The organism is Ensifer adhaerens, assembly GCF_028993555.1.
Taxonomy (GTDB): Bacteria; Pseudomonadota; Alphaproteobacteria; order Rhizobiales; family Rhizobiaceae; genus Ensifer; species Ensifer adhaerens_I.
Window position 1 is genome coordinate 3,277,939 of sequence record NZ_CP118610.1, and the last position, 19,306, is coordinate 3,297,244.

A 19,306-nucleotide genomic window follows, 5' to 3' on the forward strand; every position below is an offset into this window, starting at 1 on the left:
AACTGTTTAAATCGCCACGGCAATATGCGGCGAACAAGGCTCAGTCGGCGGCCCGGGCGGCCTGGAGGTTGCTGTCGACGGCGCGCAGCAGTTTCATCAGGGTGCGCACCTGCTTGTCGGTCAGGCCGCGTGTCGCGAGCTTTTCCGAGTGCTGTCCAGCCTCGGCGATGGTCTGCAGACGGTTGCGGCCGGGCTCGGTGAGATAGACCTTGGTGAGTCGGGCATCGTCCTCGTCCGGACGGCGCTCGAGGAAGCCTTGCGCCTCCATCCGCCCGATCGTGCGGGTCATGGTCGGCGCCTTGACCCCAAGCCTGGCGGCAAGCCCACCCGCGGTCATGCCGTCGGTTTCGGCCAGCGCCAGCATCACGCCGTCCTGTCCGGCGTAAAGACCACTTTCAAGCAGATTGCGGGAGAGCACGGTGCGCATGGAACGCGCTGCCTGGACAAGGATAGCGGCAAGATCGTGCGGCTCAATCAGGAGCTCGTCCTTCTTCTTGCCGTTCTTGCCCTTCTTTTCGGCCTTGCTCTTCTTGCCCATTGGACCTCCTGCCGAATCCCCACAACGAACACTTATAACAATACAGCTTGCGATTACGAACTGTATGACTCAAATAACAATTTTACGACAATTGACGTGGAGGTTCGAAGAGAAATGTCGATGCCTGAGCCGCGATGGCAGGACAATCCGACCGACCTTCCGCCCGGTGCCCGCCGCGACTGGATCGCCGTGCTGCCGCTCGGCGCCCATGAACAGCACGGTCCACATCTGCCCTTCGAAACCGACACGCTGATCGCCGAGGGTATCGTCTCGCGCACGATCGCCGCCCTGCCCGCCGACCTTCCGGCAACATTCCTACCGGTGGAGCCGGTCGGCTATTCCGTCGAACACATGGATGTCGCCGGCAGCCAGACCCTCGCCTATGACGAGGCGGTCGAGCGCTGGCTCGGCCTTGCCGGTGATCTTCACAGGCAAGGCATCCGCAAGTTCGTCATGCTGAACGCCCATGGCGGCAACTCGCCGTTGATGACGATCGTCGCCACCGAGGCGCGCGTGCGCTTCAGCATGCTGGCTGTCGCCACGAGCTGGACCCGCTTCGGACAACCGGATGGCTGGATCAGGCCGGAGGACAAGGCGCTCGACATCCACGGCGGCGACATCGAGACATCGGTGATGCTGGCGCTCCATCCGAACAGGGTCGACATGGCCAAGGCCGCACGTTTCCCCTCGCGCCAGGGCGAGTTTGTCGAACGCTTCAAGCACCTGCGCGCCTATGGCCCCCACGCCTTTGGCTGGAAGATGCGCGACCTGAATGACGAAGGCGTCGCCGGCAATGCCGCGGCCGCCACCGCCGCACGCGGCGAGATCCTAATCGCCCATGCCGTCCAGGGCCTTCTTGAGCTACTGGCCGATATCAGGGATTTCGACCCGGCCGATCTCGCCTGACGGTGACAGGCATGCCCATACGGACATCGCCCGGCAAGCGCCATTGGTCGGCCTCGGCATACTCCGTTGTCCGGCAAACACTTTGTTTGCGCTTTTGCGGTATCAGATTTGCGAACGTGAAGGCGTAGGGCAGACACACCCATGGCGAAGATCATCGCGCTCGGCGCCTATTTCTACCAGGCCGTCATCGCCTTCGGCCTGCTGATCATCGTCGCCCACTGGCTGGCGCCGGCCGACTACGCCAGCTACTCGTTGTTCATCTCCATCTGCCAGTTTGCCGCGATCGCCGCCTTCGAATGGGTGCGCTTCGCCTGCACGCGGTTCTACCCGGGAGCAGATGCGGACAGTGAAGCGGCGGAACGACGCGTAATCCTGACTGAAGCCCTTGTCTGCGCCGTCCTGTGCCTGATCGCGGCGAGCGTGTCCCTCTTCTTCGGCGTGCCACCCGTCGTGGCGCTTGTCGGCGGACTGGTCTCGATCGCGCAAGGGGGCAGCGACCTGCATCTGACGATGCTGCGATTCCGCCAGAATTTTCGCGCCTTCTCGGTGCTGCAGGGATCTCGCGCCACCATCCTCGCCGCGGGCACGCTTCTCGGTGCGCTCATCTCGCCAAGCTTCCTGTCGACGGTCACGGGTCTTCTCGCTGGCTACGTTGCCTATGGCCTACTTGCGTTCCTGCTCTCGCGCCGCGCCGTCACGCGCCCTGCAGTCGCGCTCGACAGCGCCCGTATCCGCAAGCATCTCGTCTATGGCAGCGTGTCGGCCGGGGCCGCCACCGCCGCCATGTTCGCGCCCTTGGTACTGAAGGCGATCCTCACCTCCGCACTCGGCGCGACGGGCGCCGCCGGCGCCCTGCTCGCGCTCGACCTGCTGCAACGTCCGTTCGTGCTCATCGTCTCCGCATTGCAGGCAATCCAGTATCCGGAGATCGTCGCCGCCCATGACCGGGCTGAAGATCGCGCAAGTCTTCCCCGCCAACTCGGCCAATACTACGCGCTGCTGACAAGCTTCGCCCTGATGATGGCGGCCGGCATCTTCGCCGTCCTGCTGCCCGCCGCCTGGCTCGTCATCAGTCCGGACCTGCAGCGAGGCTTCCTCGCCACGGCACCTGCCATCATCGTGCTTTCGCTTGTTCGCACGCTGACGCAGATCATGTTGCCGACGCCGCTGCACTTGAGGCAGCGCCTTGCGTTGATCCTGCTGCTCGCCGTGGCCGACTGCGTGCTCTTAAGCCTTGGGGCATTGGCAGCCCTGGCCGTGGCTGGGGCGGATGATGCGGCACTGGCCTGGGGGAGCACCATCGGCGCGGTCCTCGCCGCCCTGGTCGGCCTTCGCCTGATGTCCTCGCTCGCTTTCGACTTCTCCTGGCCGCCCGTGCTCTTGTCCGCCGCCGGACTTGGCGCGGCCGTGCTGGCTTTCTTCCTCTCCGGTGAAACCAGCTACGTCGCGATCGGTACCGGCATTGTCGTTGGAGGTCTTCTCTGCCTGCTCGCGCTCAACCGGTTGCGGCTGATGATGCAGTCGCCGAGACCCGGCGCAGCCTAGGCGCTAAGAGAAACTGCACGAATTTCAGGTTAGATCGCGCCGAAACGAGCGGAGGCGCCCCATGAACATCGTCGTCGGCATTGCGACCGCGGGCCGCCGCGATGTCCTATCCGAAACCCTGTTGCATCTGACGTGGCAGACGCGGCTGCCCGACGGCGTCCTCATCTGCCCGAGCACGGGGGACGACGTCGACGAAGCCGGAATCGGCGCGCTTCCCCTGGAGACCCGTATCGTCGCGGGCAACAAGGGCTCCAGCGCCCAGCGCAATGCCATCCTCGACCAGGCGACAAACGCCGACCTGATCGTCTTTTTCGACGACGACTTCCTGCCGCGCAGCGATTTTCTCGCCGAGGTCGAAAGGCTCTTCCGGCGCGAGGCGGATCTCGTCGTGGCAACCGGCCAGGTTCTGGCCGATGGCATTCACGGCCCGGGCATATCGATTGCCGATGCCAAGGCGATCCTCGACGCGGATCCCGGCGCCGAGCCGCACGATGTCACGCAGCCGGCCTTCAACGCCTATGGCTGCAACATGGTCTTCCGCGTATCGGCGATTGCCGCCGAGCGCACCCGTTTCGACGAACGCCTGCCGCTCTATGGCTGGCAGGAGGATGTCGATTTCTGCCGCCGTCTGGCCTCGCACGGGCGGATCGTGAAATCGCCTGTGCTGCGCGGTGTCCATCTCGGCAACAAGCGCGGCCGTACCTCGGGTCTTCGCTTCGGTTATTCGCAGGTCGCCAACCCGCTTTATCTGCGCAACAAGGGCACGGTCGGACTGAAATGGGCGCTTCGCCTCATGGGCGGCAACATAGCCGCCAACATCCTCGGCAGCCTCAAGCCGCAAGGCCTCGTCGATCGGCGCGGCCGCCTCAAAGGCAACCTCATGGCATTTGGTGATTTTGTCCGGGGTCGACTGGACCCGATGCGGGTTCTCGACCTGTGATAGCCAGGCCGCGCCGAATGGATCAGGCGTGCTGCGCCGCCAGCATGTTGAGCAGCACGGCCGCGCTTCCGTCCCAGGAAAAGCGCTTGGCGTTGTCGAAGCCGCCCCGCCTCAACTGCCGGCGCAGAGCATCGTCGGCGGAGATCGTCCGCATCGCCTCGACCAGGGTCTCCGGCTTCAAGGGATCGAAGTAGCGGACCGCATCGCCGCAGGCCTCGCGGACCGGCGGGATGTCGGCGGCGAGCACGGGACAACCTTGCGACATCGCTTCAAGCGGCGGGATGCCGAAACCCTCGTAGAGGCTGGGAAAGACGAAGGCGACGGCCCGCCGCTGCAGTCCGGCGATCTCTTCATCGGTCAGGCGCCCCGGAAAAATCAGATTGCCCTTCGATGTCGGCGCGATGTCGCGAAACACCGTCGGGTCGGTACCGCCCACGACCACGAGCTTGTGGTTGCGGGCGCCAAGCGCCTCGAAAGCGCGCACCGCGAAGTCGACATTCTTGTTGGGCTTCAGCGTGCCGACCAACAGGAAGAACGGCGTGTCGGCGAGTCCCAGCCGTTCGATGATCCCCTCGTCCGGGCGAAGCGCTGCGAAATGATCCGTCGCATTGTAGATCACGTCGATACCGGCCGCCGGCACGCGGAAGACATCGGCGAGTTCCTGGCGCGAGAAGTTCGAGACCGTGCCGATTTTCGCCCGCCGTGTCAGAAGGTAGCCGAGCGTCCCATGGAACAGCCGGTAGCCGCGGCCGAACGAGGCTGGATGACGAAACAAGGTGACGTCGTGGATCACAACCACCTGGTCACCGTGCAGCACCGGGCCGCTGCCGCCGAAGCCGACGAGCGTGTCGCGCCGTGCGCGCCAATAGAGCGCGCGCTGCTCCCAGACGTGGCCTGGCCCGGAGCCGAATGACTCGACCGAAATCGCCTTGAGACCGAGATCGCCGGCCGCCTTGCCCGGTGCGAGCACCCGCCAGCGCACGCCCTTCAGGGCATGCGGCACTTGGCCGGAGGCGATGCGGGCGTCGAGTGCCCGGGTCATCTCGCGGGCGAAGCGCTGAACGCCGGTGAGCGGCTGGGTCAGGAACCGGCCGTTGATGGAAATCGTCTTCACCTGTGCACCCCTAGGATATGGCGCGCACTCTCGCCGATTTTGATGAAAGGAGAGTTATCGGGTGCTCCGGCGACCACTGTCTCGCGGCCGGCAAAATCGCCGGCGCCATTTGCGCATCGCCGCCGCATCTCCTATATGAAAGCCGACTTGGATGCCTGCCCGCCGCATCCGGAAATCCCAGAGGTTCCCATGACCGAAACATCCCCGCAGAAGCCGATCCCCGTCACCGTGCTCACCGGTTATCTCGGCGCCGGCAAGACGACGCTGTTGAACCGCATTCTCAGCGAGAACCATGGCCGCAAATACGCTGTCATCGTCAACGAGTTCGGCGAGATCGGCATCGACAACGACCTGATCGTGGAATCCGACGAGGAAATCTACGAGATGAACAACGGCTGCGTCTGCTGCACCGTGCGCGGCGACCTGATCCGCGTGGTGGAAGGCCTGATGCGCCGTCCCGGCCGTTTCGATGCGATCATCGTCGAGACCACAGGTCTTGCCGATCCGGTGCCGGTCGCCCAGACCTTCTTCATGGATGATGACGTGCGCGCCAAGACCGAGCTCGACGCCGTGGTGGCGCTGGTCGACGCCAAGCATCTGCCGTTGCGCCTGAAGGACAGCCGCGAGGCCGAAGACCAGATCGCCTTCGCCGACGTCGTGCTGCTCAACAAGACCGACCTCGTCACGCCCGAGGAACTGGAGCGCATCGAGGCGACCGTGCGCGTCATCAACCCGTCGGCCCGCATCTATCGCACGCAGCGTTCCGACATCGATCTCGCCAAGGTCCTCGACCAGGGCGCCTTCAACCTGGAAAGGGCGCTCGAAAACGACCCGCATTTCCTCGACCAGGACGATCATGACCATGATCACGTCTGCGGCCCGGATTGCGGTCACGATCACCACCATCACGATCATGACCACCACCACCATGATCATGACCACGATCACGACCATCATCATCATCACCACCACGACCACGCCCCCTCGCCGATCCATGACGTGACGGTGCAGTCGATCTCGCTGCGCGGCGGCGAGATGAACCCGGACCGCTTCTTCCCCTGGATCCAGAAGATCACCCAGACGGACGGCCCGAACATCCTGCGCCTCAAGGGCATCATCGCCTTTGCCGGCGACGCCGAGCGTTACGTCGTCCAGGGCGTGCACATGATCATCGAGGGCGACCACCAGCGTGCCTGGAAAGATGGCGAGAAGCGCGAAAGCCGCCTCGTCTTCATCGGCCGCGATCTCGACCGCGAGAAGCTCGAGCGCACGTTCAAGGCATGCGAGGCGCAGCCGAACTGATGCCGACTGTCGCTCCCCTCGATCTTGAAGGTCATGTCGTCGGCGTGGCCTTTCTCAAAGGTGTCCCCTTCTTCGCTGAAGCCACCGGTGCCATCCACCGCCTCGACCTCGGTCACAAGACGACGGAGGTCCATGAGGGCCTGCTGTCGCTCGTCGTCGACGAAGCCAACGACACGCTGCTGACCGGCGGCGAAGACGGCAAGATCATGCGCACCGGTGCCGACGGCGCGACGTCGCTGGTCGCCGAGGCGCCGCGCAAGTGGATCGCCCAGGTTGCCGCCGGACCTCAAGGTGCGGTCGGTTACGCCTATGGCAAGACCACCCACGTGCGGCTTGCCGATGGCACGACGAAGGAGTTTGCCGAGGAACGCACCGTGGAGGGCCTCGCCTTTGCGCCGAAAGGCCTGCGCATCGCCGCGGCCCGTTACAATGGCGTGTCCATGCATTGGGTTGGAACCTCCGGCCAGCCGATTGATCTCGAATGGAAGGGCGCCCATACCGGCGTCACCTTCTCGCCCGATGGCCGCTTTCTCGTCACCACCATGCAGGAAAACGCGCTGCACGGCTGGAAGCTAGACGCCAAGCCCGGCGCCGAGGCGCGCCATATGCGCATGACCGGTTATCCCGCCAAGGTGAAGTCGCTCTCCTGGTCGGCCAAGGGCAAGTGGCTCGCCTCCTCGGGCGCACCGGCCGCAATCGTCTGGCCCTTCCAGGGCAAGGACGGGCCGATGGGCAAGGCGCCGCTCGAACTCGGCACCCGCGCAGACATCATGGTGACCGCCGTCTGCTGTCACCCGGCCGAAGACATCGTGGCGATCGGCTATCAGGACGGCATGATCCTCGGCGCACGCTTTGCCGACAGCAAGGAAGTGCTGTTGCGTCGTCCGGGCAAGGGCGCCATCACCGCCATGGCCTGGAACAAGGACGGCAAGCAGCTGGCCTTCGGTTCGGCCGAGGGCGACTGCGGCGTCGTCGACATCGCCGGATAGCGGACAAGCCATGACCGCATTGATTGAGACGCAACAATACGCAGGCTCACTCGCCGCACCGCTCGGTGACGGTGAGGTGTGGGAGCTTGTGCGCGCGGAAGCGCAGGCGCTCGCCACACGCGAGCCGGTCATGGGGCCAGCCCTGACGCTGGTCACCGATGCCGGGTCAAATGCCGAGCTTGTGGCAGGCGTCCTTGCAGCACCCCTAGCCCTCGCACGCACGGACGAACAGTCGCTTGCATCTCTGCTTGCGGCTGTCTTCAACACCAACCCGCAGATCCTGCTTGCAACCGAAGCAGACCTGCAGGCGGTGATGGAGCGTGACCCCGCCTGCCCGGGCTTCCTGCACGTACTTGTCAATCTCAAGGGCTTCCAGGCGCTGCAGACCTATCGGGCTGCCCATCAGCTGTGGTTCGATGGCCGCAAAGAGGTCGCCAGCTGGCTGTCGAACCTCGCCTCGCTCGTCTTCGGGCCCGACATTCACCCGGCCGCCTGCATCGGCAAGGCCGTGATGCTCGACCACGGCTCCGGCATCGTCATCGGCGAGACCTCGGTCATCGAAGACCAGGTCTCGATCCTGCAGAACGTCACGCTTGGCGGCACCGGCAAGGAGACAGGCGACCGCCACCCGAAGATCCGTCGCGGCGTGATGATCGGCGCTGGCGCCAAGATCCTCGGCAACATCGAAGTCGGTGCCTTCAGCAAGGTCGCGGCCGGCAGCGTCGTCTTGAAGTCCGTTCCGCCGCGCACCACGGTCGCGGGCGTGCCGGCAACGGTCGTGCGCATCCATCGCGTCGACGAGGTGCCAGCAGCCGAGATGGACCAGACGATCGTCTGATCCATCGCAACGCGCGTCAGATCTTCACGAGCGCGGCAGTCACGTACATGAAGGCGGCGCCGGCAGCGAGCCCGGCCAAGACGGGCGGCGTCAGGAACACGTCGCGCCCGCGTTCGCTTTGCCGCCTCAAGTAAGCGCCGACTTCGACAATCACCTGCAGGATCGCGCCTGCACCGACCGCGAGCGCCAACGCGGACCACTGCGCCGAGGCTGCAAGACTGCCGAGCCACATGCCGATAACAGCCGGACCGCCGGCAAGCAGCGTCAGCCCGACGAAGGTCCACAAGGATGGCCTTTTTTTCAGGATCGGAGCGGCAATGCCGATGCCCTCGGTGACGTTGTGGAGCGCAAAGCCGAGCACCAGGAAGGTACCGAGCCCGGCGGAGCCCGCCGCAAAGGCTGCACCGATCGCCAGCCCCTCGCCGAGATTGTGCAGGCCGATGCCGAGCGCGATGTAGGTGGATAGCGCCACCCCGGCTGGCGCACCACTTCGCCGCCCGATTGCCATCAAGAGCAGGAAACTGCTTAAGGCCGCCAGCACCACCATGACCGGCCCCTGGAAAATCGCCGCCGTCTCGCTGGCAAGCTCCAATGCCTCGGCGCCGGCGTCTACCAACAGGAAGCCGAGAAGGCCGATCGTCAGCGACAGCAGAAACGCCATGCCCTCCCGGCCGACGTCGCGCAGTACAGGATAGAACATCAAGCCAACGGCCACCGGCACGATACCGACGATGATGCCGACCATCGCCTGCAGTCGCATTTGGCCTGTCGTTGCCTGCGGCGTCGGCACGGCGACGGCAATGTCATGCGCAAATGTGGCGCCGGTGCTGGTTACCACCTTCACCGCATGCGCCTCGCCCAGCATCCATGGGAAAGGCAGTTTCAGCCACGCAGCCCTGCCGCGCGCGATCGGCCCCGGCGGGTCCTGGGTGAATTGCCAATAGGCGTCATCCACCTGAACCTGCGCCACGGTCATCGGCTCCGAACCGCCGGCACGAACCAGCAGGCGAAGACCGCCTTCGTCGAACACGGTTCGCTCGAAGGTCAGGTTTTCGACGGGCGGCGCACCGTTGCGAAAGCCCGAAAGCGGGTCCGTCGACAGGATCCAGGCAACGGCGACACCAAATGCCAGCAGCGGCAGCGCCAGCCATACCAGATTGGTCCTTGCCGCGCGGATCGCGGCCCGCGGAAGCATCTCGTTCATGCCAGCGCCTCCACAACGTCGAACATGCCGACCCAGCCGAGTTCGGTAAACTCGGTCTGGTGCGGATGGAACATGTAGAGCCCGGGCTCATGCTCGGCGAAGGTGAACTCCAGAATGCCGCGCTGCGCCTGGCACTGGGTGATGAGGTCGACCGTCTTCAATGTCGGCGTCAGCGTCGTTCCCTGATCATAGTAGTCGAAGAAATTGGCGTGCAGATGGAAGGAGTTGATCGGATCGAACTCGATGACGTTGATCAGGTAGATGCGCACCGGTTTGCCCTTCACGATCCGGATTGGCCGCTTCATGAAGGCGTGCGCGACCGTGTTGACCGCATAGAACTCGTTCTCCGCATCGAAATTGGTGTCGAAGGCGTTCATCACCATCACCAACTCCTGCCAGCCGGTATTCTCGGGCGTGCCGAGCAGCCGGGAGCGGGCGACATCAGCATGCTCCGGGTGGCGCTCCGGGTCGGGGTCGATGACGAAGGCGCCGTACATGCCCTTGTGGATGTGCCGGCGCAGCGGCATCGCATGGCAGTGATAGAGGTGGCAGCCAAACGGTTTGGCGTCGAACTCGTAGATGAACTCGTCACCGGGATCGACCATGCCGGCGCCCGGCACGCCATCCATGCGCGCGGCGTGAATGCCATGAAAATGGATCGAGTGGGGATGAGACGCGTAGTTGCGAAAGACGATCCGCAGACGCTCGCCCTCCTTGGCCCGCAGTGCCGGTCCCGGAACACGGCCGTTATAGGTCCAGGCGGGAAACTTGATGCCGGGCGCAATCTCGATCTCGCGATCCTCGGCCGTCATTTCGAAGGTGCGCAGCGTCCGACCGTCCGGGAGCGTCGACACCGTTCCCGTATCCCAGTCGGTCAGCATATCCGTCGGGTCGAAGCCGTTGGCTGCGCTGTCGACGTCGCCGACCGTCATCATGGCGCCATGCCCCATGGAAGGCATCGGATCCGCAGCATCCGCGATCGCCTGCGCGCCATGGCCGGCATGGTTTGCCGGTTGCTGCCCCATCGCGACGCTGGTGCAGATCGCGGTTCCGCCCGCCGCTGCCAGCCCGCCCATCAGGAGACTGCGTCGGCGGAGCAGGTCCTGCCTTGTCTGCTTTTCCATCTTGCCCCCTCGATCGATCGGCCACCCTGCGCCGCCGAACTGATTTACGTCTGTTGACGAAGCGCATGGCAGCACTTCTTGCGAATGATTCGCATCTATACCAATAGTGCAAATGCAACTCATTCGCAACTAAATGAGAAACGATACCGGGAGCGGCCTCAACCGGATAAGTCGTTGTCTGCTCCTCAAGCAGAAACGTCCCCGAAGGCGCTTGCTTCGAGGACGTTGTTCGGAGCCGGGCATGTGAGGCGAAAGCGAGCTGCCCGTCTGGCTGTATTCGGCGGCGCCAGCCTCACCATTCGAGTTCGAGTTGGGGAAGCCCGTTCGAGGTCTTCTCGATCGTACGCCCGGTCTCGTCCACCGTGGCAGTCACCCGTTGGCGAAAGGCCGAGAAGCTCTCGAAGGTGACGACGTCGACCGGCTCGTCGAATTTCATCGTCAGGCGATAGCGCCCCGGCTGCGCCGTCAGCGCCTGTACCGACAGGATCTCGCCTTCGAAAGCCTGGCCGAGATAACGCCCCCTCACCCTCGCCCCGAGCATCCAGGGATTGAAGGGCGGTCGGTTGCCGACGGCGGCGTGCAGCGTGTTCCAGTCGCGAAAACCGTATTGCGCGGCGATCAGTTCGAGCGAGCGGGAATGCCCGATGGTTTCGCCTTCGGATGCGAGGCGGGTGCGCAGGCGCTTTGCCTGATCTTTCAGGGCATCGAGTGAGGGAAGCGTGGTTGATCCGCGCGTCATGAGATGGTCTCCTGCAGCGGCATGCCTTCCTTGGAGATGGGTGCCCGCATTGCCACCGGTTCGCATGCCGTTTCGGCTGACCGTGTCTCGAAGAAGGACTTCACCAAAGCATGACGCTCGCGGACGGCAGGGACCTTCACCCTGCCGTTCCCATAGGGGATCCAGGCTACACTGTCAAACTTGGCCCGCAACGGCGGCGGTCCTGCCGGCGTAGAAGATGATTGCACACGCGCAAAAGCTGTGGGACGACTACGGCGCGGAAGACGCAAGGGGAGAACATCATGACCGACATGACGATACTCGCATTCGCGCTGGTTGCCTTCATCGGCATCGCGACACCGGGCCCGACGGTTCTGCTCGCGCTCACCAACGGCTCGCGCTATGGCGTGAAGCGCGCCACGGCCGGCATGATCGGTGCTATGCTCTCCGATTTCGTGCTGATTGGCGCGGTCGCCCTCGGTCTCGGCGCGCTCCTCGCCGCGTCCGAGTTCTGGTTCACCGTCGTCAAATGGCTGGGCGCCGCTTACCTCGCCTTCCTTGGCATCATGCTGTTGCGGTCGAAGGGGACGATCCAGGTCTCAACCGAGGCAAGCGGCTCGGGTCATCCCGTTTCCTCTGTATCCATCTTCTTCAAGAGCTTCCTCGTCGCAGTCACCAACCCCAAGGGCTACCTGTTCTTCACTGCCTTCCTGCCGCAGTTCATCGACGCCGCCGCGCCGCAAGCGCCACAATATGCCATCCTGGCGCTCGTCTTTGCTTCGGTCGATCTTGCGGTGATGTTCGGTTACGCGCTGCTCGGCGCGCAGGCGACGGCCTTCCTCAAGCACTCCGGAGCCGTCTGGCTCGATCGGCTTTGTGGCGGCGCGTTGCTGGCGCTCGCCGGCTCGCTCGCGTTGTACCGCCGCGCAACCGCCTGACATGCTCTTTCGGCAGGCCGTTCTCTCCGGCATCGCCGATGGCAGCGTGACCGTGGCCTTCCGCCGCTGGACGAGGCCGACCGTCAAGACCGGTGGCACGCTGCGCACCGCAATCGGTGTGCTTGCCATCGATGCCGTCGATGAAATCCAGGAACATGCAATCACCGACGACGACGCCCGCCAGGCCGGCTATGCTGATCGCGGCGCTCTCCTGGTGGAGCTCGTTGCACGACCGGACAGCCGTTGCTACCGCATCGCCTTTCATCGCGAGGGCGACGATCCGCGCATCACGCTGCGCCAAACAGTCAGCCTCGGCAACGATGAGCGCTCAGACATCGAGCGCAAGCTTGCGCGCTTCGACCGTAGCGCAGGCATGGCTTGGACGCTCCCCGTGCTGCGGTTGATCGCTGCCCGAGACGGAATGACCGCTGCCGAGCTGAGCGCGGCCGTCGGCATGGAAAAGTTGAAGCTCAAGGCCCGCATCCGCAAGCTGAAGGAACTCGGGCTCACGGAAAGCCTGACCGTCGGTTATCGTCTGTCCGAGCGCGGTCACGCCTATCTCGAGAGCGGACAAGCGGGATAACCGGAACACCGTATGAAAGGCGAATGACGCCGAAGGCACCATCCGTACTTCGCTTGAAGCCGCCAATCAGCACGAGGACGCAGGACATGATCGGCTACACGATGATCGGGACGACGGACCTGAAACGCGCAGAGCGTTTCTACGATCCGCTGATGACGCTGATCGGCCAGGAACGCTGCTATTGCGACGAGCAGGTTTCCTCGTGGGACCGAAAGGACGACGACAAGGCACCGCGTTTCTTCGCCTGCTACCCGTTCGATACGCGTCCCGCCTTGGTCGGCAACGGCGCCATGACGGCCTTCCTGGTGGAAAGCGCCAAACTCATCGACCGCCTGTTCGAAACCGCAATGGAGCGCGGCGGCAGCGAAGAGGGAAAACCCGGCTTCCGCCCTCAATACGGAGACGGCTTCTGCGCCGCCTATGTGCGCGACCCGGACGGCAACAAGCTTGCGTTTGTCTGCTACGACGCCCGTAAGCAGGAGGACGCCGCCTGGTCGGCGCCTTTCCCGGCAAACTAGCGTCGCGTCGACCAGGCGAACCAGATCGCCACGGCCGCGAGCATGAGTGCGAGCACGCGCCGAACCAGGCGTTCGCGTGACGGCGAGTTGAGGACCGGCTGCAATGCGCCCGCCAGAAGCACGATCGCGGCATGCACCGCGGTCGCGACGCCCACATAGAGCGCAGCAAGCGTCAGGTTCTGTGGCAACAGCGGCCGTGAGTCGTCGACGAAGGTCGGCAGCACGGTGACGAAGAACAGCGCCGCCTTCGGATTGAGCAGATTGGTGATCAGGCCACGTCGAAAATAGAAGGATGCGGGCTTGCCGCTCGGACCGGCCTCCTCGCCATCGCCATTCCAGGCTTCAAAGGCAAGATAGAGCAGGAAGGCGACCCCGGCCCAGCGAAGCGCTCCATAGAGCATGTCCGACTGGCCGACGAACTCGGCAACCCCGAAGGAGGCGGCAAAGCCGACCAAGGCCAGCCCGAGCGCCACGCCCGCCACGGTCGCCAAACCTGGCCGGCGCCCTTCCGAAGCGGCCACCATGGCGAGGTAGGCCATGTTCGGCCCGGGCGTCAGTTCGATGATGAAGGATGTCAGTAGAAAGGGCAGCAGGGTCGCTGCCCCGAAAATGAACGGATCCATGCGGGAGATTTCCATGCACGTACGACGAGGCCTTGTCCGCAAGGACAGGTCAGCGACGACGCGTTGTCAAGGAAGATCGGCAAATCATCGGGAGAGGAGCCGGACCCACGGGACGTCTGCCCCCTCACCGATCGCATCGGACCAGCGAGGGAGCAGCGAAAAATCCGCCTCCGCAGGGTTGGAGGCGGAAACGGGTCTCAGGCGGCGCGCCGGACCGGCGGCATCGCCAGCTTCCGACCGCTGGCAACGATCAGGCCGGCAGCACCTTCAAGCCAGTTGTCCCGAAGCTCGAGCGCCAGGAACCGGTTGCGTTCAAACGGGCCGGGCATGACGAGGTGCTGGGTACGGCTGGCAAAGAAGCCGAAGCGCTCGTAGTAGGCGGCGTCGCCGACGAGCAGGATCGCGCCATGGCCGCGGTTCTTGGCCTCTTCGATCGCAGCACGCATCAGCATGGCACCGATGCCCTTGCCCTCATGATCAGGGTCAACGGCGAGCGGACCGAGCAAAAGCGCCGGCACGGCGTGACCCTCGCGGCTGACGCCGGCCTCGACGTTCCAGAGCCGGACGGTACCGATGACATGACCATCGATATCGCGAGCGACAAAGGCAAGGCCTTCGGCAGGCAGCCGACCGCTGCGCAGCTTCTCTGAAGACTTGCGGCGGCGCTCCGGCCCCATGGCACGGTCGAGCAGGTTCTCGCGGGCAACGACGTCACCCGGATTTTCGGCATCGATTACAAATGTGGTGGGCGCGAAGAACGCGCGCAGGGCGTCAACAACAGCGGCCATCGGGGCCTCCCGTCATCAAAACCGCTTCAGGCGGACCGAAAGAAAATTGTGAAATGGCGCTCCCGTCCGAGGACGGGAGCAGGCCGGATCAGATCACATAGGCCTTCAGCGGCTCGAAGCCGTTGAAGGCGACGGCCGAGTAGGTCGTCGTGTAGGCGCCGGTGCCTTCGATCAGAACCTCGTCGCCGATCGAAAGCGTGATCGGCAGCGGATACATGTTCTTCTCATAGAGCACGTCGGCCGAATCGCAGGTCGGGCCGGCGAGCACGCAAGGCTCCATCTCGTCGGCGTCGCGCGCCGTGCGGATCGGGTAGCGGATCGCCTCGTCCATGGTTTCGGCGAGACCACCGAACTTGCCGATGTCGAGAAACACCCAGCGATGGGCGTCGTTGTCCGACTTCTTCGACACGAGCACCACTTCGGCCTTGATCACGCCGGCGTTGCCGACCATGCCGCGACCGGGCTCGATGATGGTCTCCGGAATGTTGTTGCCGAAGTGCTTCTTCAGCGCGCCGAAGATTGCCTGGCCGTACGCTTCCGCCGTGGGCACGTCCTTCAGGTACTTCGTCGGGAAGCCACCACCCATGTTGACCATCTTCAGCTCGATGCCACGCTTGGCAAGCTGCACGAAGACGCGCTTGGCATCCGACAGAGCCGCATCCCAGGCGTCGAGCTTCGTCATCTGCGAGCCGACATGGAACGAGACACCGTAGGAAACAAGGCCGTGCTGATGGGCGTAGACGAGCACGTCGACAGCCATCTGCGGCACGCAACCGAACTTGCGCGACAGCGGCCATTCGGCACCTTCGCCATCGGTCAGCACGCGGCAGAACACGCGTGCACCGGGGGCTGCACGGGCGATCTTCTCGACTTCCTCGTGGCTGTCGACTGCAAACAGGTTGATCCCAAGCGCATGAGCGCGGGCAATGTCGCGCTCCTTCTTGATGGTGTTGCCATAGGAAATGCGGCTCGGGGTCGCACCGGCATCGAGCGCCATTTCGATTTCAGCGACGGACGCGCAATCGAAGGAGGAGCCGAGACCGGCGAGAAGGCGCAGGATTTCCGGCGCCGGGTTGGCCTTGACGGCATAGTAGATCGAGCTGTCGGGCAGCGCGTGACGGAAGGCCTTGAAATTGTTGCGCACGACGTCGAGGTCGACAACGAGGCACGGGCCGTCGGGTCGTCGGGTGTTGATGAAGTCGATGATGCGTGCCGTGGTCATGGCCATATTCCCCTGATCCAAGATGCTCCGCTTTCGCGGAGGACAAAGGGCATACGCGCACATGCTCTGGAACCAGCCGGTGGAGACCCCGGAACCATGCATGCGCTCGATGCGCGAACGGTGAATCAAAGCCCGCCTAGGCTTCAATTCGGCTTTGTCTGCCATGGATTGGAGGGGATAACCCAACCGCACTTCCGGCAATGAAGGTGTGCCTCTTCAGTAACCCCGGCTGTTGGAAAGCCGGCAGACACCAGAAAGGCCCGCACCGTCGTTGCTTCAAGATGTCCTCGCATTTCCCGGTTGGCCGGAATAGCGACTGGAGGGGTTAGTTCCAGGTACCTTACCGATACCCTCACCTAATCGAGGGTCGGCGGACACCCACAGGCACGTGCGACTTTGGGCAAGGGCGTAGGTAAGAAAAAAGCCTGTCGTAATCAAGAGTTTTTTCGCACTGGCGGTTGAATTTTTGTGCAGGCAGGCAAAACTGGCGGTGTTCACAAACATTGAACGATCTACGCCGCATCGATCACTGCCGTAAATGATTGAAAAAGCAGAAATATTTTCAGCATGCGCCGGCATCCGCCGAAACCGGTGCGACAGGCGCAAGCGACGGACAATCTGCCGTCGGCATCATCGGCAAGGAAAGAGGCGTTCGCAGCGAATCGGCTGAGCGCGATCGAGAGCACGAAAGAAGAATGCCATGGACACACTCACCCGCATCCGCGCCTTCATCGACGTCGTGGACGCCGAGGGGTTCTCTGCCGCCGCCAGGCGCGTCGGCAAGTCGAAGGCGCTGCTGTCGAAGTATGTGCGCGAACTCGAAGACGAGCTCGGTGCGCTGCTGCTCAACCGCACCACGCGGCAGTTCTCGCTGACCGAAGCCGGCCATACCTATTATCGCACAGCCTCGGAAATCCTGAAGGAGATCGACAACCTTGCCGATCTCGTGCGCGCCAACAATTCCGACCTGAAAGGACGGCTGCGGATCACGGCGCCGCGCACCTTCGTCGATGCCGAAATCGGCCAGTCGCTCGTGGATTTCGGCAAACAGCACCCGGAGCTCTCGCTCGAGATCGTCTCCGACGACCGCTTCGTCGATCTCGTCGAGGAAGGCTTCGACGTCGCCATCCGCATCACCCGGCTGGAGGATTCGACGCTGATCGCCCGCAAGCTCGACGACTTCCAGGTCCTGATTTGCGCCGCGCCGGAGTTCCTGGAGAAATCCGGTCCGATCGAACACCCGACCGACCTATCCAAGATCCCCTGCATTCTCGACACCAATGGCCGTTCCTATTCCAACTGGCGCTTCGTCGAGCCCGACGGCTCGGCCTTCACCGTTCCCGTCAGCGGCCCGATCGAAGTCAACAGTCCGCTTGCAGCACTCCGGGCTGCCGTCTCCGGCATGGGCGTCGCGGTCATTCCCGATTTCATCGCCCGGCCGAAGATCGCGGCTGGAGAACTCGTGACGATGTTTGACGATTTCCTGCCGCGCGACCGCGGCATCTATGCGATCTATCCGCATCGTCGCTATCTGCCGGCCAAGGTCCGGACCCTTGTCGATTTCCTGCATGCCTGGTTCCGAAAGCCGCGCTGATAACCAGGGAACAGCCGAAGCGAGCCGCGCCGAGGTCGACCAAGTCCCAATTCCGTCCCATTTCCGGTACATTCCCGGAAACGAATCGCGGGAGATCGCCCCGCCGAAAGGATTGCCGCCTCATGAGAATCAAGCGCCTCGTCATGGCCGGCCTTGCCACCCTGCTTGCGCCATCGCTGGCCTTCGCCCATCCGCATATCTTCGCGGAAGCGCGGCTCGAGGTAGTCTCCGACGACAAGGCCGAAATCAGCGAACTCCGCAACGTCTGGCGCTTCGACGAGCTGTTTTCGTCGAGCGTTGTGCTCGATTTCGACAAGAACTCGAACGCGACGCTCGATCCGGACGAACTGGCGGAAGTTGGCCAGACCGTGCTGGAATCGCTCTCGGAGTACAATTACTACACGACGATTCTCGACAATGGTAAAACCATCAAGGTCAACAAGCCGGAGCACATCACCGTCGACTACAAGGACGGGCAGCTCTTGATGATCTTCGCCGTCAAGCCGGCCGAGCCGATGCCACTCAAGGGCAAGCTCTCCTTCGGCGTCTACGATCCGACCATGTACACGGCGATGGATTTCGCCACGGATGACGACCTGACCGTCGTCGGCGACAAGATCAACGCCTGTGAACACAAGGTCGTCCGCCCGGATCCCGACGAGGTTCTCGCCGAGAACAAGGATACACTGACCGATGCCTTCTGGAGCGATCCGACCGGCACGGACATGTCGAAGCTCTTCGCAACCAGGATAGAGATCACATGCTGAACCCCCGCAGGATCGGACGTCTGGTCACGGCGGCGCTCATCGTCACGGCGCTCTCCGCAACCCTTGCCGCGGCCCAGTCACCACTCGGCATCGGCACTGCCGAGCCTGCATTCAAGACGACCGGTTTCCTCGGCGGCTTCTTCGCCTGGGTGAACATGGAGCAGCAGGGCTTCTACCGCCTGATGACCAACGCGCTGAAAGGCATGCGCGACAACCCTTGGCAGCTCTGGTCGCTGGTCGGGCTCTCCTTCACCTACGGTGTCCTTCACGCCGCAGGCCCCGGTCATGGCAAGGCGGTCATCTCTTCCTACATGATCGCCAACGAGACGGAACTGAAACGCGGTGTGATGTTGTCGTTCCTCTCGTCGATCCTGCAGGGGATCGTCGCGATCCTTCTGATCGGCGCCGTCTATCTGCTGCTGCGCGGTTCGTCGATCAACATGACCACTGCGACGCGCTGGCTGGAAATCGCCAGCTACGCGCTCATCGCCGCTTTCGGCGGATGGCTGCTGCTGCGCAAGCTGCGGTCGATGCTGCGCCCCGTCGCCGTCGCCTCAGTCGCGGGTGGCGGTCATGTCCATGTCGCGCACGACCATCATCACGATCTCCATCATCACCACGACCACGGCGCGCACCACGGGCACAGCCATGGTCCGGGCGAAGTCTGCGCGAGCTGCGGGCATGCGCACGCCCCCGATCCGTCGATGTTGAAGGGCGACCGTTTCGCGCTGCGGGAAGCCTGGTCGGCCGTTATCGCCGTCGGCCTGCGGCCCTGCTCCGGCGCGCTCATCGTGCTTTCCTTCGCGCTTCTGAACGGACTCTATCTCGGCGGCGTGCTCTCCGTCTTCGCCATGTCGATCGGCACTGCGATCACAGTCTCGATCCTCGCGACCATGGCCGTCACGGCCAAGGGCGTTGCGCTCCGCTACGCCTCAAGCGGCTCTGCCGCTGCCCGGATCTCGAACGGCATCGAGATCGCCGGTGCAGCCCTGGTTCTGTTGCTCGGACTGGTTCTTCTCGGCGCGGCACTGCAGAGCTGACGCTCGCGGCTCTGG

General features: G+C 63.8%; 20 protein-coding genes. 12 read left to right on the forward strand and 8 right to left on the reverse strand.

Annotation, left to right across the window (positions count from 1 at the left end; translation table 11 throughout):
• Window positions 1-40 precede the first annotated feature (40 nt).
• The gene (locus tag PWG15_RS15970) at window positions 41-538 is read right to left on the reverse strand and encodes a MarR family winged helix-turn-helix transcriptional regulator (RefSeq protein WP_275021473.1); all 498 of its coding nucleotides are present in this window, start codon (window positions 536-538) and stop codon (window positions 41-43) included.
• A 114-nt stretch (window positions 539-652) separates the two neighbouring features.
• On the opposite strand from PWG15_RS15970, the gene PWG15_RS15975 reads away from it, so the two are divergent.
• The 3 genes from PWG15_RS15975 (at window position 653) to PWG15_RS15985 (ending at window position 3,929) form a co-directional block, all read left to right on the forward strand.
• Window positions 653-1,444, forward strand: coding sequence for a creatininase family protein (locus PWG15_RS15975; protein WP_275021475.1), 792 nt, complete (start codon window positions 653-655; stop codon window positions 1,442-1,444).
• Between the two features lie 141 nt (window positions 1,445-1,585).
• Window positions 1,586-2,989, forward strand: a complete 1,404-nt coding sequence (locus PWG15_RS15980) for a lipopolysaccharide biosynthesis protein (protein WP_275021477.1) — start codon at window positions 1,586-1,588, stop codon at window positions 2,987-2,989.
• A gap of 61 nt (window positions 2,990-3,050) precedes the next feature.
• Window positions 3,051-3,929, forward strand: a complete 879-nt coding sequence (locus tag PWG15_RS15985) for a glycosyltransferase family 2 protein (protein ID WP_275021478.1) — start codon at window positions 3,051-3,053, stop codon at window positions 3,927-3,929.
• 22 nt (window positions 3,930-3,951) lie between these two features.
• On the opposite strand, the gene PWG15_RS15990 is transcribed toward PWG15_RS15985, so the two are convergent.
• Window positions 3,952-5,043 carry a glycosyltransferase family 4 protein gene (locus tag PWG15_RS15990; RefSeq protein WP_275021480.1) on the reverse strand — a complete coding sequence of 364 codons (1,092 nt, stop codon included), beginning with the start codon at window positions 5,041-5,043 and terminating at the stop codon, window positions 3,952-3,954.
• Window positions 5,044-5,232: 189 nt separating this feature from the next.
• Between PWG15_RS15990 and PWG15_RS15995 the strand changes: the two genes are divergently transcribed.
• The 3 genes from PWG15_RS15995 to cysE are packed head-to-tail and all read left to right on the forward strand — an operon-like array spanning window position 5,233 to window position 8,172.
• Window positions 5,233-6,345 (forward strand): CobW family GTP-binding protein, encoded by a 1,113-nt coding sequence (locus PWG15_RS15995; protein WP_275021483.1) that lies wholly within the window; start codon window positions 5,233-5,235, stop codon window positions 6,343-6,345.
• The gene (locus tag PWG15_RS16000; protein WP_275021485.1) at window positions 6,345-7,334 is read left to right on the forward strand and encodes a WD40 repeat domain-containing protein; all 990 of its coding nucleotides are present in this window, start codon (window positions 6,345-6,347) and stop codon (window positions 7,332-7,334) included. The genes PWG15_RS15995 and PWG15_RS16000 overlap by 1 nt, the downstream gene beginning before the upstream one ends.
• A 10-nt stretch (window positions 7,335-7,344) precedes the next feature.
• The gene (gene cysE, locus PWG15_RS16005) at window positions 7,345-8,172 is read left to right on the forward strand and encodes a serine O-acetyltransferase (RefSeq protein ID WP_275021486.1); all 828 of its coding nucleotides are present in this window, start codon (window positions 7,345-7,347) and stop codon (window positions 8,170-8,172) included.
• A 16-nt stretch (window positions 8,173-8,188) separates the two neighbouring features.
• Here cysE and PWG15_RS16010 read toward each other — a convergent pair whose 3' ends face one another.
• From PWG15_RS16010 to PWG15_RS16020, 3 genes are all read right to left on the reverse strand, one after another.
• Window positions 8,189-9,376: a ZIP family metal transporter gene (locus PWG15_RS16010; RefSeq protein ID WP_275021488.1), complete on the reverse strand. Its 1,188-nt coding sequence runs from the start codon at window positions 9,374-9,376 to the stop codon at window positions 8,189-8,191.
• On the reverse strand, window positions 9,373-10,500 hold the full coding sequence (locus PWG15_RS16015; protein WP_275021491.1) for a multicopper oxidase domain-containing protein: 1,128 nt from the start codon (window positions 10,498-10,500) through the stop codon (window positions 9,373-9,375). Before PWG15_RS16015 ends, PWG15_RS16010 begins: the two co-directional genes overlap by 4 nt.
• 292 nt (window positions 10,501-10,792) lie before the next feature.
• Window positions 10,793-11,239 carry a glyoxalase superfamily protein gene (locus PWG15_RS16020; protein WP_275021493.1) on the reverse strand — a complete coding sequence of 149 codons (447 nt, stop codon included), beginning with the start codon at window positions 11,237-11,239 and terminating at the stop codon, window positions 10,793-10,795.
• A gap of 281 nt (window positions 11,240-11,520) precedes the next feature.
• On the opposite strand from PWG15_RS16020, the gene PWG15_RS16025 reads away from it, so the two are divergent.
• The 3 genes from PWG15_RS16025 to PWG15_RS16035 all read left to right on the forward strand — a co-directional run bounded on the left by PWG15_RS16025 (window position 11,521) and on the right by PWG15_RS16035 (window position 13,257).
• Window positions 11,521-12,156: a LysE family translocator gene (locus PWG15_RS16025; RefSeq protein WP_275021496.1), complete on the forward strand. Its 636-nt coding sequence runs from the start codon at window positions 11,521-11,523 to the stop codon at window positions 12,154-12,156.
• Window position 12,157: 1 nt separating this feature from the next.
• Window positions 12,158-12,739, forward strand: a complete 582-nt coding sequence (locus PWG15_RS16030; RefSeq protein WP_275021498.1) for a hypothetical protein — start codon at window positions 12,158-12,160, stop codon at window positions 12,737-12,739.
• A gap of 86 nt (window positions 12,740-12,825) precedes the next feature.
• The gene (locus tag PWG15_RS16035; protein WP_275021499.1) at window positions 12,826-13,257 is read left to right on the forward strand and encodes a VOC family protein; all 432 of its coding nucleotides are present in this window, start codon (window positions 12,826-12,828) and stop codon (window positions 13,255-13,257) included.
• On the opposite strand, the gene PWG15_RS16040 is transcribed toward PWG15_RS16035, so the two are convergent.
• The 3 genes from PWG15_RS16040 to odc2 all read right to left on the reverse strand — a co-directional run bounded on the left by PWG15_RS16040 (window position 13,254) and on the right by odc2 (window position 15,896).
• The gene (locus PWG15_RS16040; protein ID WP_275021500.1) at window positions 13,254-13,880 is read right to left on the reverse strand and encodes a LysE family translocator; all 627 of its coding nucleotides are present in this window, start codon (window positions 13,878-13,880) and stop codon (window positions 13,254-13,256) included. The two genes, PWG15_RS16035 and PWG15_RS16040, sit on opposite strands and share 4 nt — an antisense overlap.
• Window positions 13,881-14,077: 197 nt before the next feature.
• On the reverse strand, window positions 14,078-14,668 hold the full coding sequence (locus PWG15_RS16045; RefSeq protein ID WP_275021501.1) for a GNAT family N-acetyltransferase: 591 nt from the start codon (window positions 14,666-14,668) through the stop codon (window positions 14,078-14,080).
• An 88-nt stretch (window positions 14,669-14,756) separates the two neighbouring features.
• On the reverse strand, window positions 14,757-15,896 hold the full coding sequence (gene odc2 / locus PWG15_RS16050) for an ornithine/lysine decarboxylase (protein ID WP_275021503.1): 1,140 nt from the start codon (window positions 15,894-15,896) through the stop codon (window positions 14,757-14,759).
• A gap of 694 nt (window positions 15,897-16,590) precedes the next feature.
• Here odc2 and PWG15_RS16055 point away from each other — a divergent pair.
• The 3 genes from PWG15_RS16055 to PWG15_RS16065 all read left to right on the forward strand — a co-directional run bounded on the left by PWG15_RS16055 (window position 16,591) and on the right by PWG15_RS16065 (window position 19,291).
• Window positions 16,591-17,484 carry a LysR family transcriptional regulator gene (locus PWG15_RS16055; RefSeq protein WP_275021505.1) on the forward strand — a complete coding sequence of 298 codons (894 nt, stop codon included), beginning with the start codon at window positions 16,591-16,593 and terminating at the stop codon, window positions 17,482-17,484.
• Window positions 17,485-17,606: 122 nt separating this feature from the next.
• A complete protein-coding gene (locus tag PWG15_RS16060) occupies window positions 17,607-18,251 on the forward strand; it encodes a DUF1007 family protein (protein ID WP_275021507.1) in 645 nt (214 codons plus the stop codon).
• Window positions 18,245-19,291: a nickel/cobalt transporter gene (locus PWG15_RS16065; RefSeq protein ID WP_275021509.1), complete on the forward strand. Its 1,047-nt coding sequence runs from the start codon at window positions 18,245-18,247 to the stop codon at window positions 19,289-19,291. The genes PWG15_RS16060 and PWG15_RS16065 overlap by 7 nt, the downstream gene beginning before the upstream one ends.
• Window positions 19,292-19,306 lie beyond the last annotated feature (15 nt).

What these genes read in the sequence shown, in the direction of transcription:
- PWG15_RS15970 (WP_275021473.1), bottom strand. Translation starts at nt 538, where the DNA reads ATGGGCAAGAAGAGCAAGGCCGAAAAGAAGGGCAAGAACGGCAAGAAG.
- PWG15_RS15975 (WP_275021475.1), top strand. Translation starts at nt 653, where the DNA reads ATGTCGATGCCTGAGCCGCGATGGCAGGACAATCCGACCGACCTTCCG.
- PWG15_RS15980 (WP_275021477.1), top strand. Translation starts at nt 1,586, where the DNA reads ATGGCGAAGATCATCGCGCTCGGCGCCTATTTCTACCAGGCCGTCATC.
- PWG15_RS15985 (WP_275021478.1), top strand. Translation starts at nt 3,051, where the DNA reads ATGAACATCGTCGTCGGCATTGCGACCGCGGGCCGCCGCGATGTCCTA.
- PWG15_RS15995 (WP_275021483.1), top strand. Translation starts at nt 5,233, where the DNA reads ATGACCGAAACATCCCCGCAGAAGCCGATCCCCGTCACCGTGCTCACC.
- PWG15_RS16000 (WP_275021485.1), top strand. Translation starts at nt 6,345, where the DNA reads ATGCCGACTGTCGCTCCCCTCGATCTTGAAGGTCATGTCGTCGGCGTG.
- cysE (WP_275021486.1), top strand. Translation starts at nt 7,345, where the DNA reads ATGACCGCATTGATTGAGACGCAACAATACGCAGGCTCACTCGCCGCA.
- PWG15_RS16010 (WP_275021488.1), bottom strand. Translation starts at nt 9,376, where the DNA reads ATGAACGAGATGCTTCCGCGGGCCGCGATCCGCGCGGCAAGGACCAAT.
- PWG15_RS16015 (WP_275021491.1), bottom strand. Translation starts at nt 10,500, where the DNA reads ATGGAAAAGCAGACAAGGCAGGACCTGCTCCGCCGACGCAGTCTCCTG.
- PWG15_RS16020 (WP_275021493.1), bottom strand. Translation starts at nt 11,239, where the DNA reads ATGACGCGCGGATCAACCACGCTTCCCTCACTCGATGCCCTGAAAGAT.
- PWG15_RS16025 (WP_275021496.1), top strand. Translation starts at nt 11,521, where the DNA reads ATGACCGACATGACGATACTCGCATTCGCGCTGGTTGCCTTCATCGGC.
- PWG15_RS16030 (WP_275021498.1), top strand. Translation starts at nt 12,158, where the DNA reads ATGCTCTTTCGGCAGGCCGTTCTCTCCGGCATCGCCGATGGCAGCGTG.
- PWG15_RS16035 (WP_275021499.1), top strand. Translation starts at nt 12,826, where the DNA reads ATGATCGGCTACACGATGATCGGGACGACGGACCTGAAACGCGCAGAG.
- PWG15_RS16040 (WP_275021500.1), bottom strand. Translation starts at nt 13,880, where the DNA reads ATGGATCCGTTCATTTTCGGGGCAGCGACCCTGCTGCCCTTTCTACTG.
- PWG15_RS16045 (WP_275021501.1), bottom strand. Translation starts at nt 14,668, where the DNA reads ATGGCCGCTGTTGTTGACGCCCTGCGCGCGTTCTTCGCGCCCACCACA.
- odc2 (WP_275021503.1), bottom strand. Translation starts at nt 15,896, where the DNA reads ATGGCCATGACCACGGCACGCATCATCGACTTCATCAACACCCGACGA.
- PWG15_RS16055 (WP_275021505.1), top strand. Translation starts at nt 16,591, where the DNA reads ATGGACACACTCACCCGCATCCGCGCCTTCATCGACGTCGTGGACGCC.
- PWG15_RS16060 (WP_275021507.1), top strand. Translation starts at nt 17,607, where the DNA reads ATGAGAATCAAGCGCCTCGTCATGGCCGGCCTTGCCACCCTGCTTGCG.
- PWG15_RS16065 (WP_275021509.1), top strand. Translation starts at nt 18,245, where the DNA reads ATGCTGAACCCCCGCAGGATCGGACGTCTGGTCACGGCGGCGCTCATC.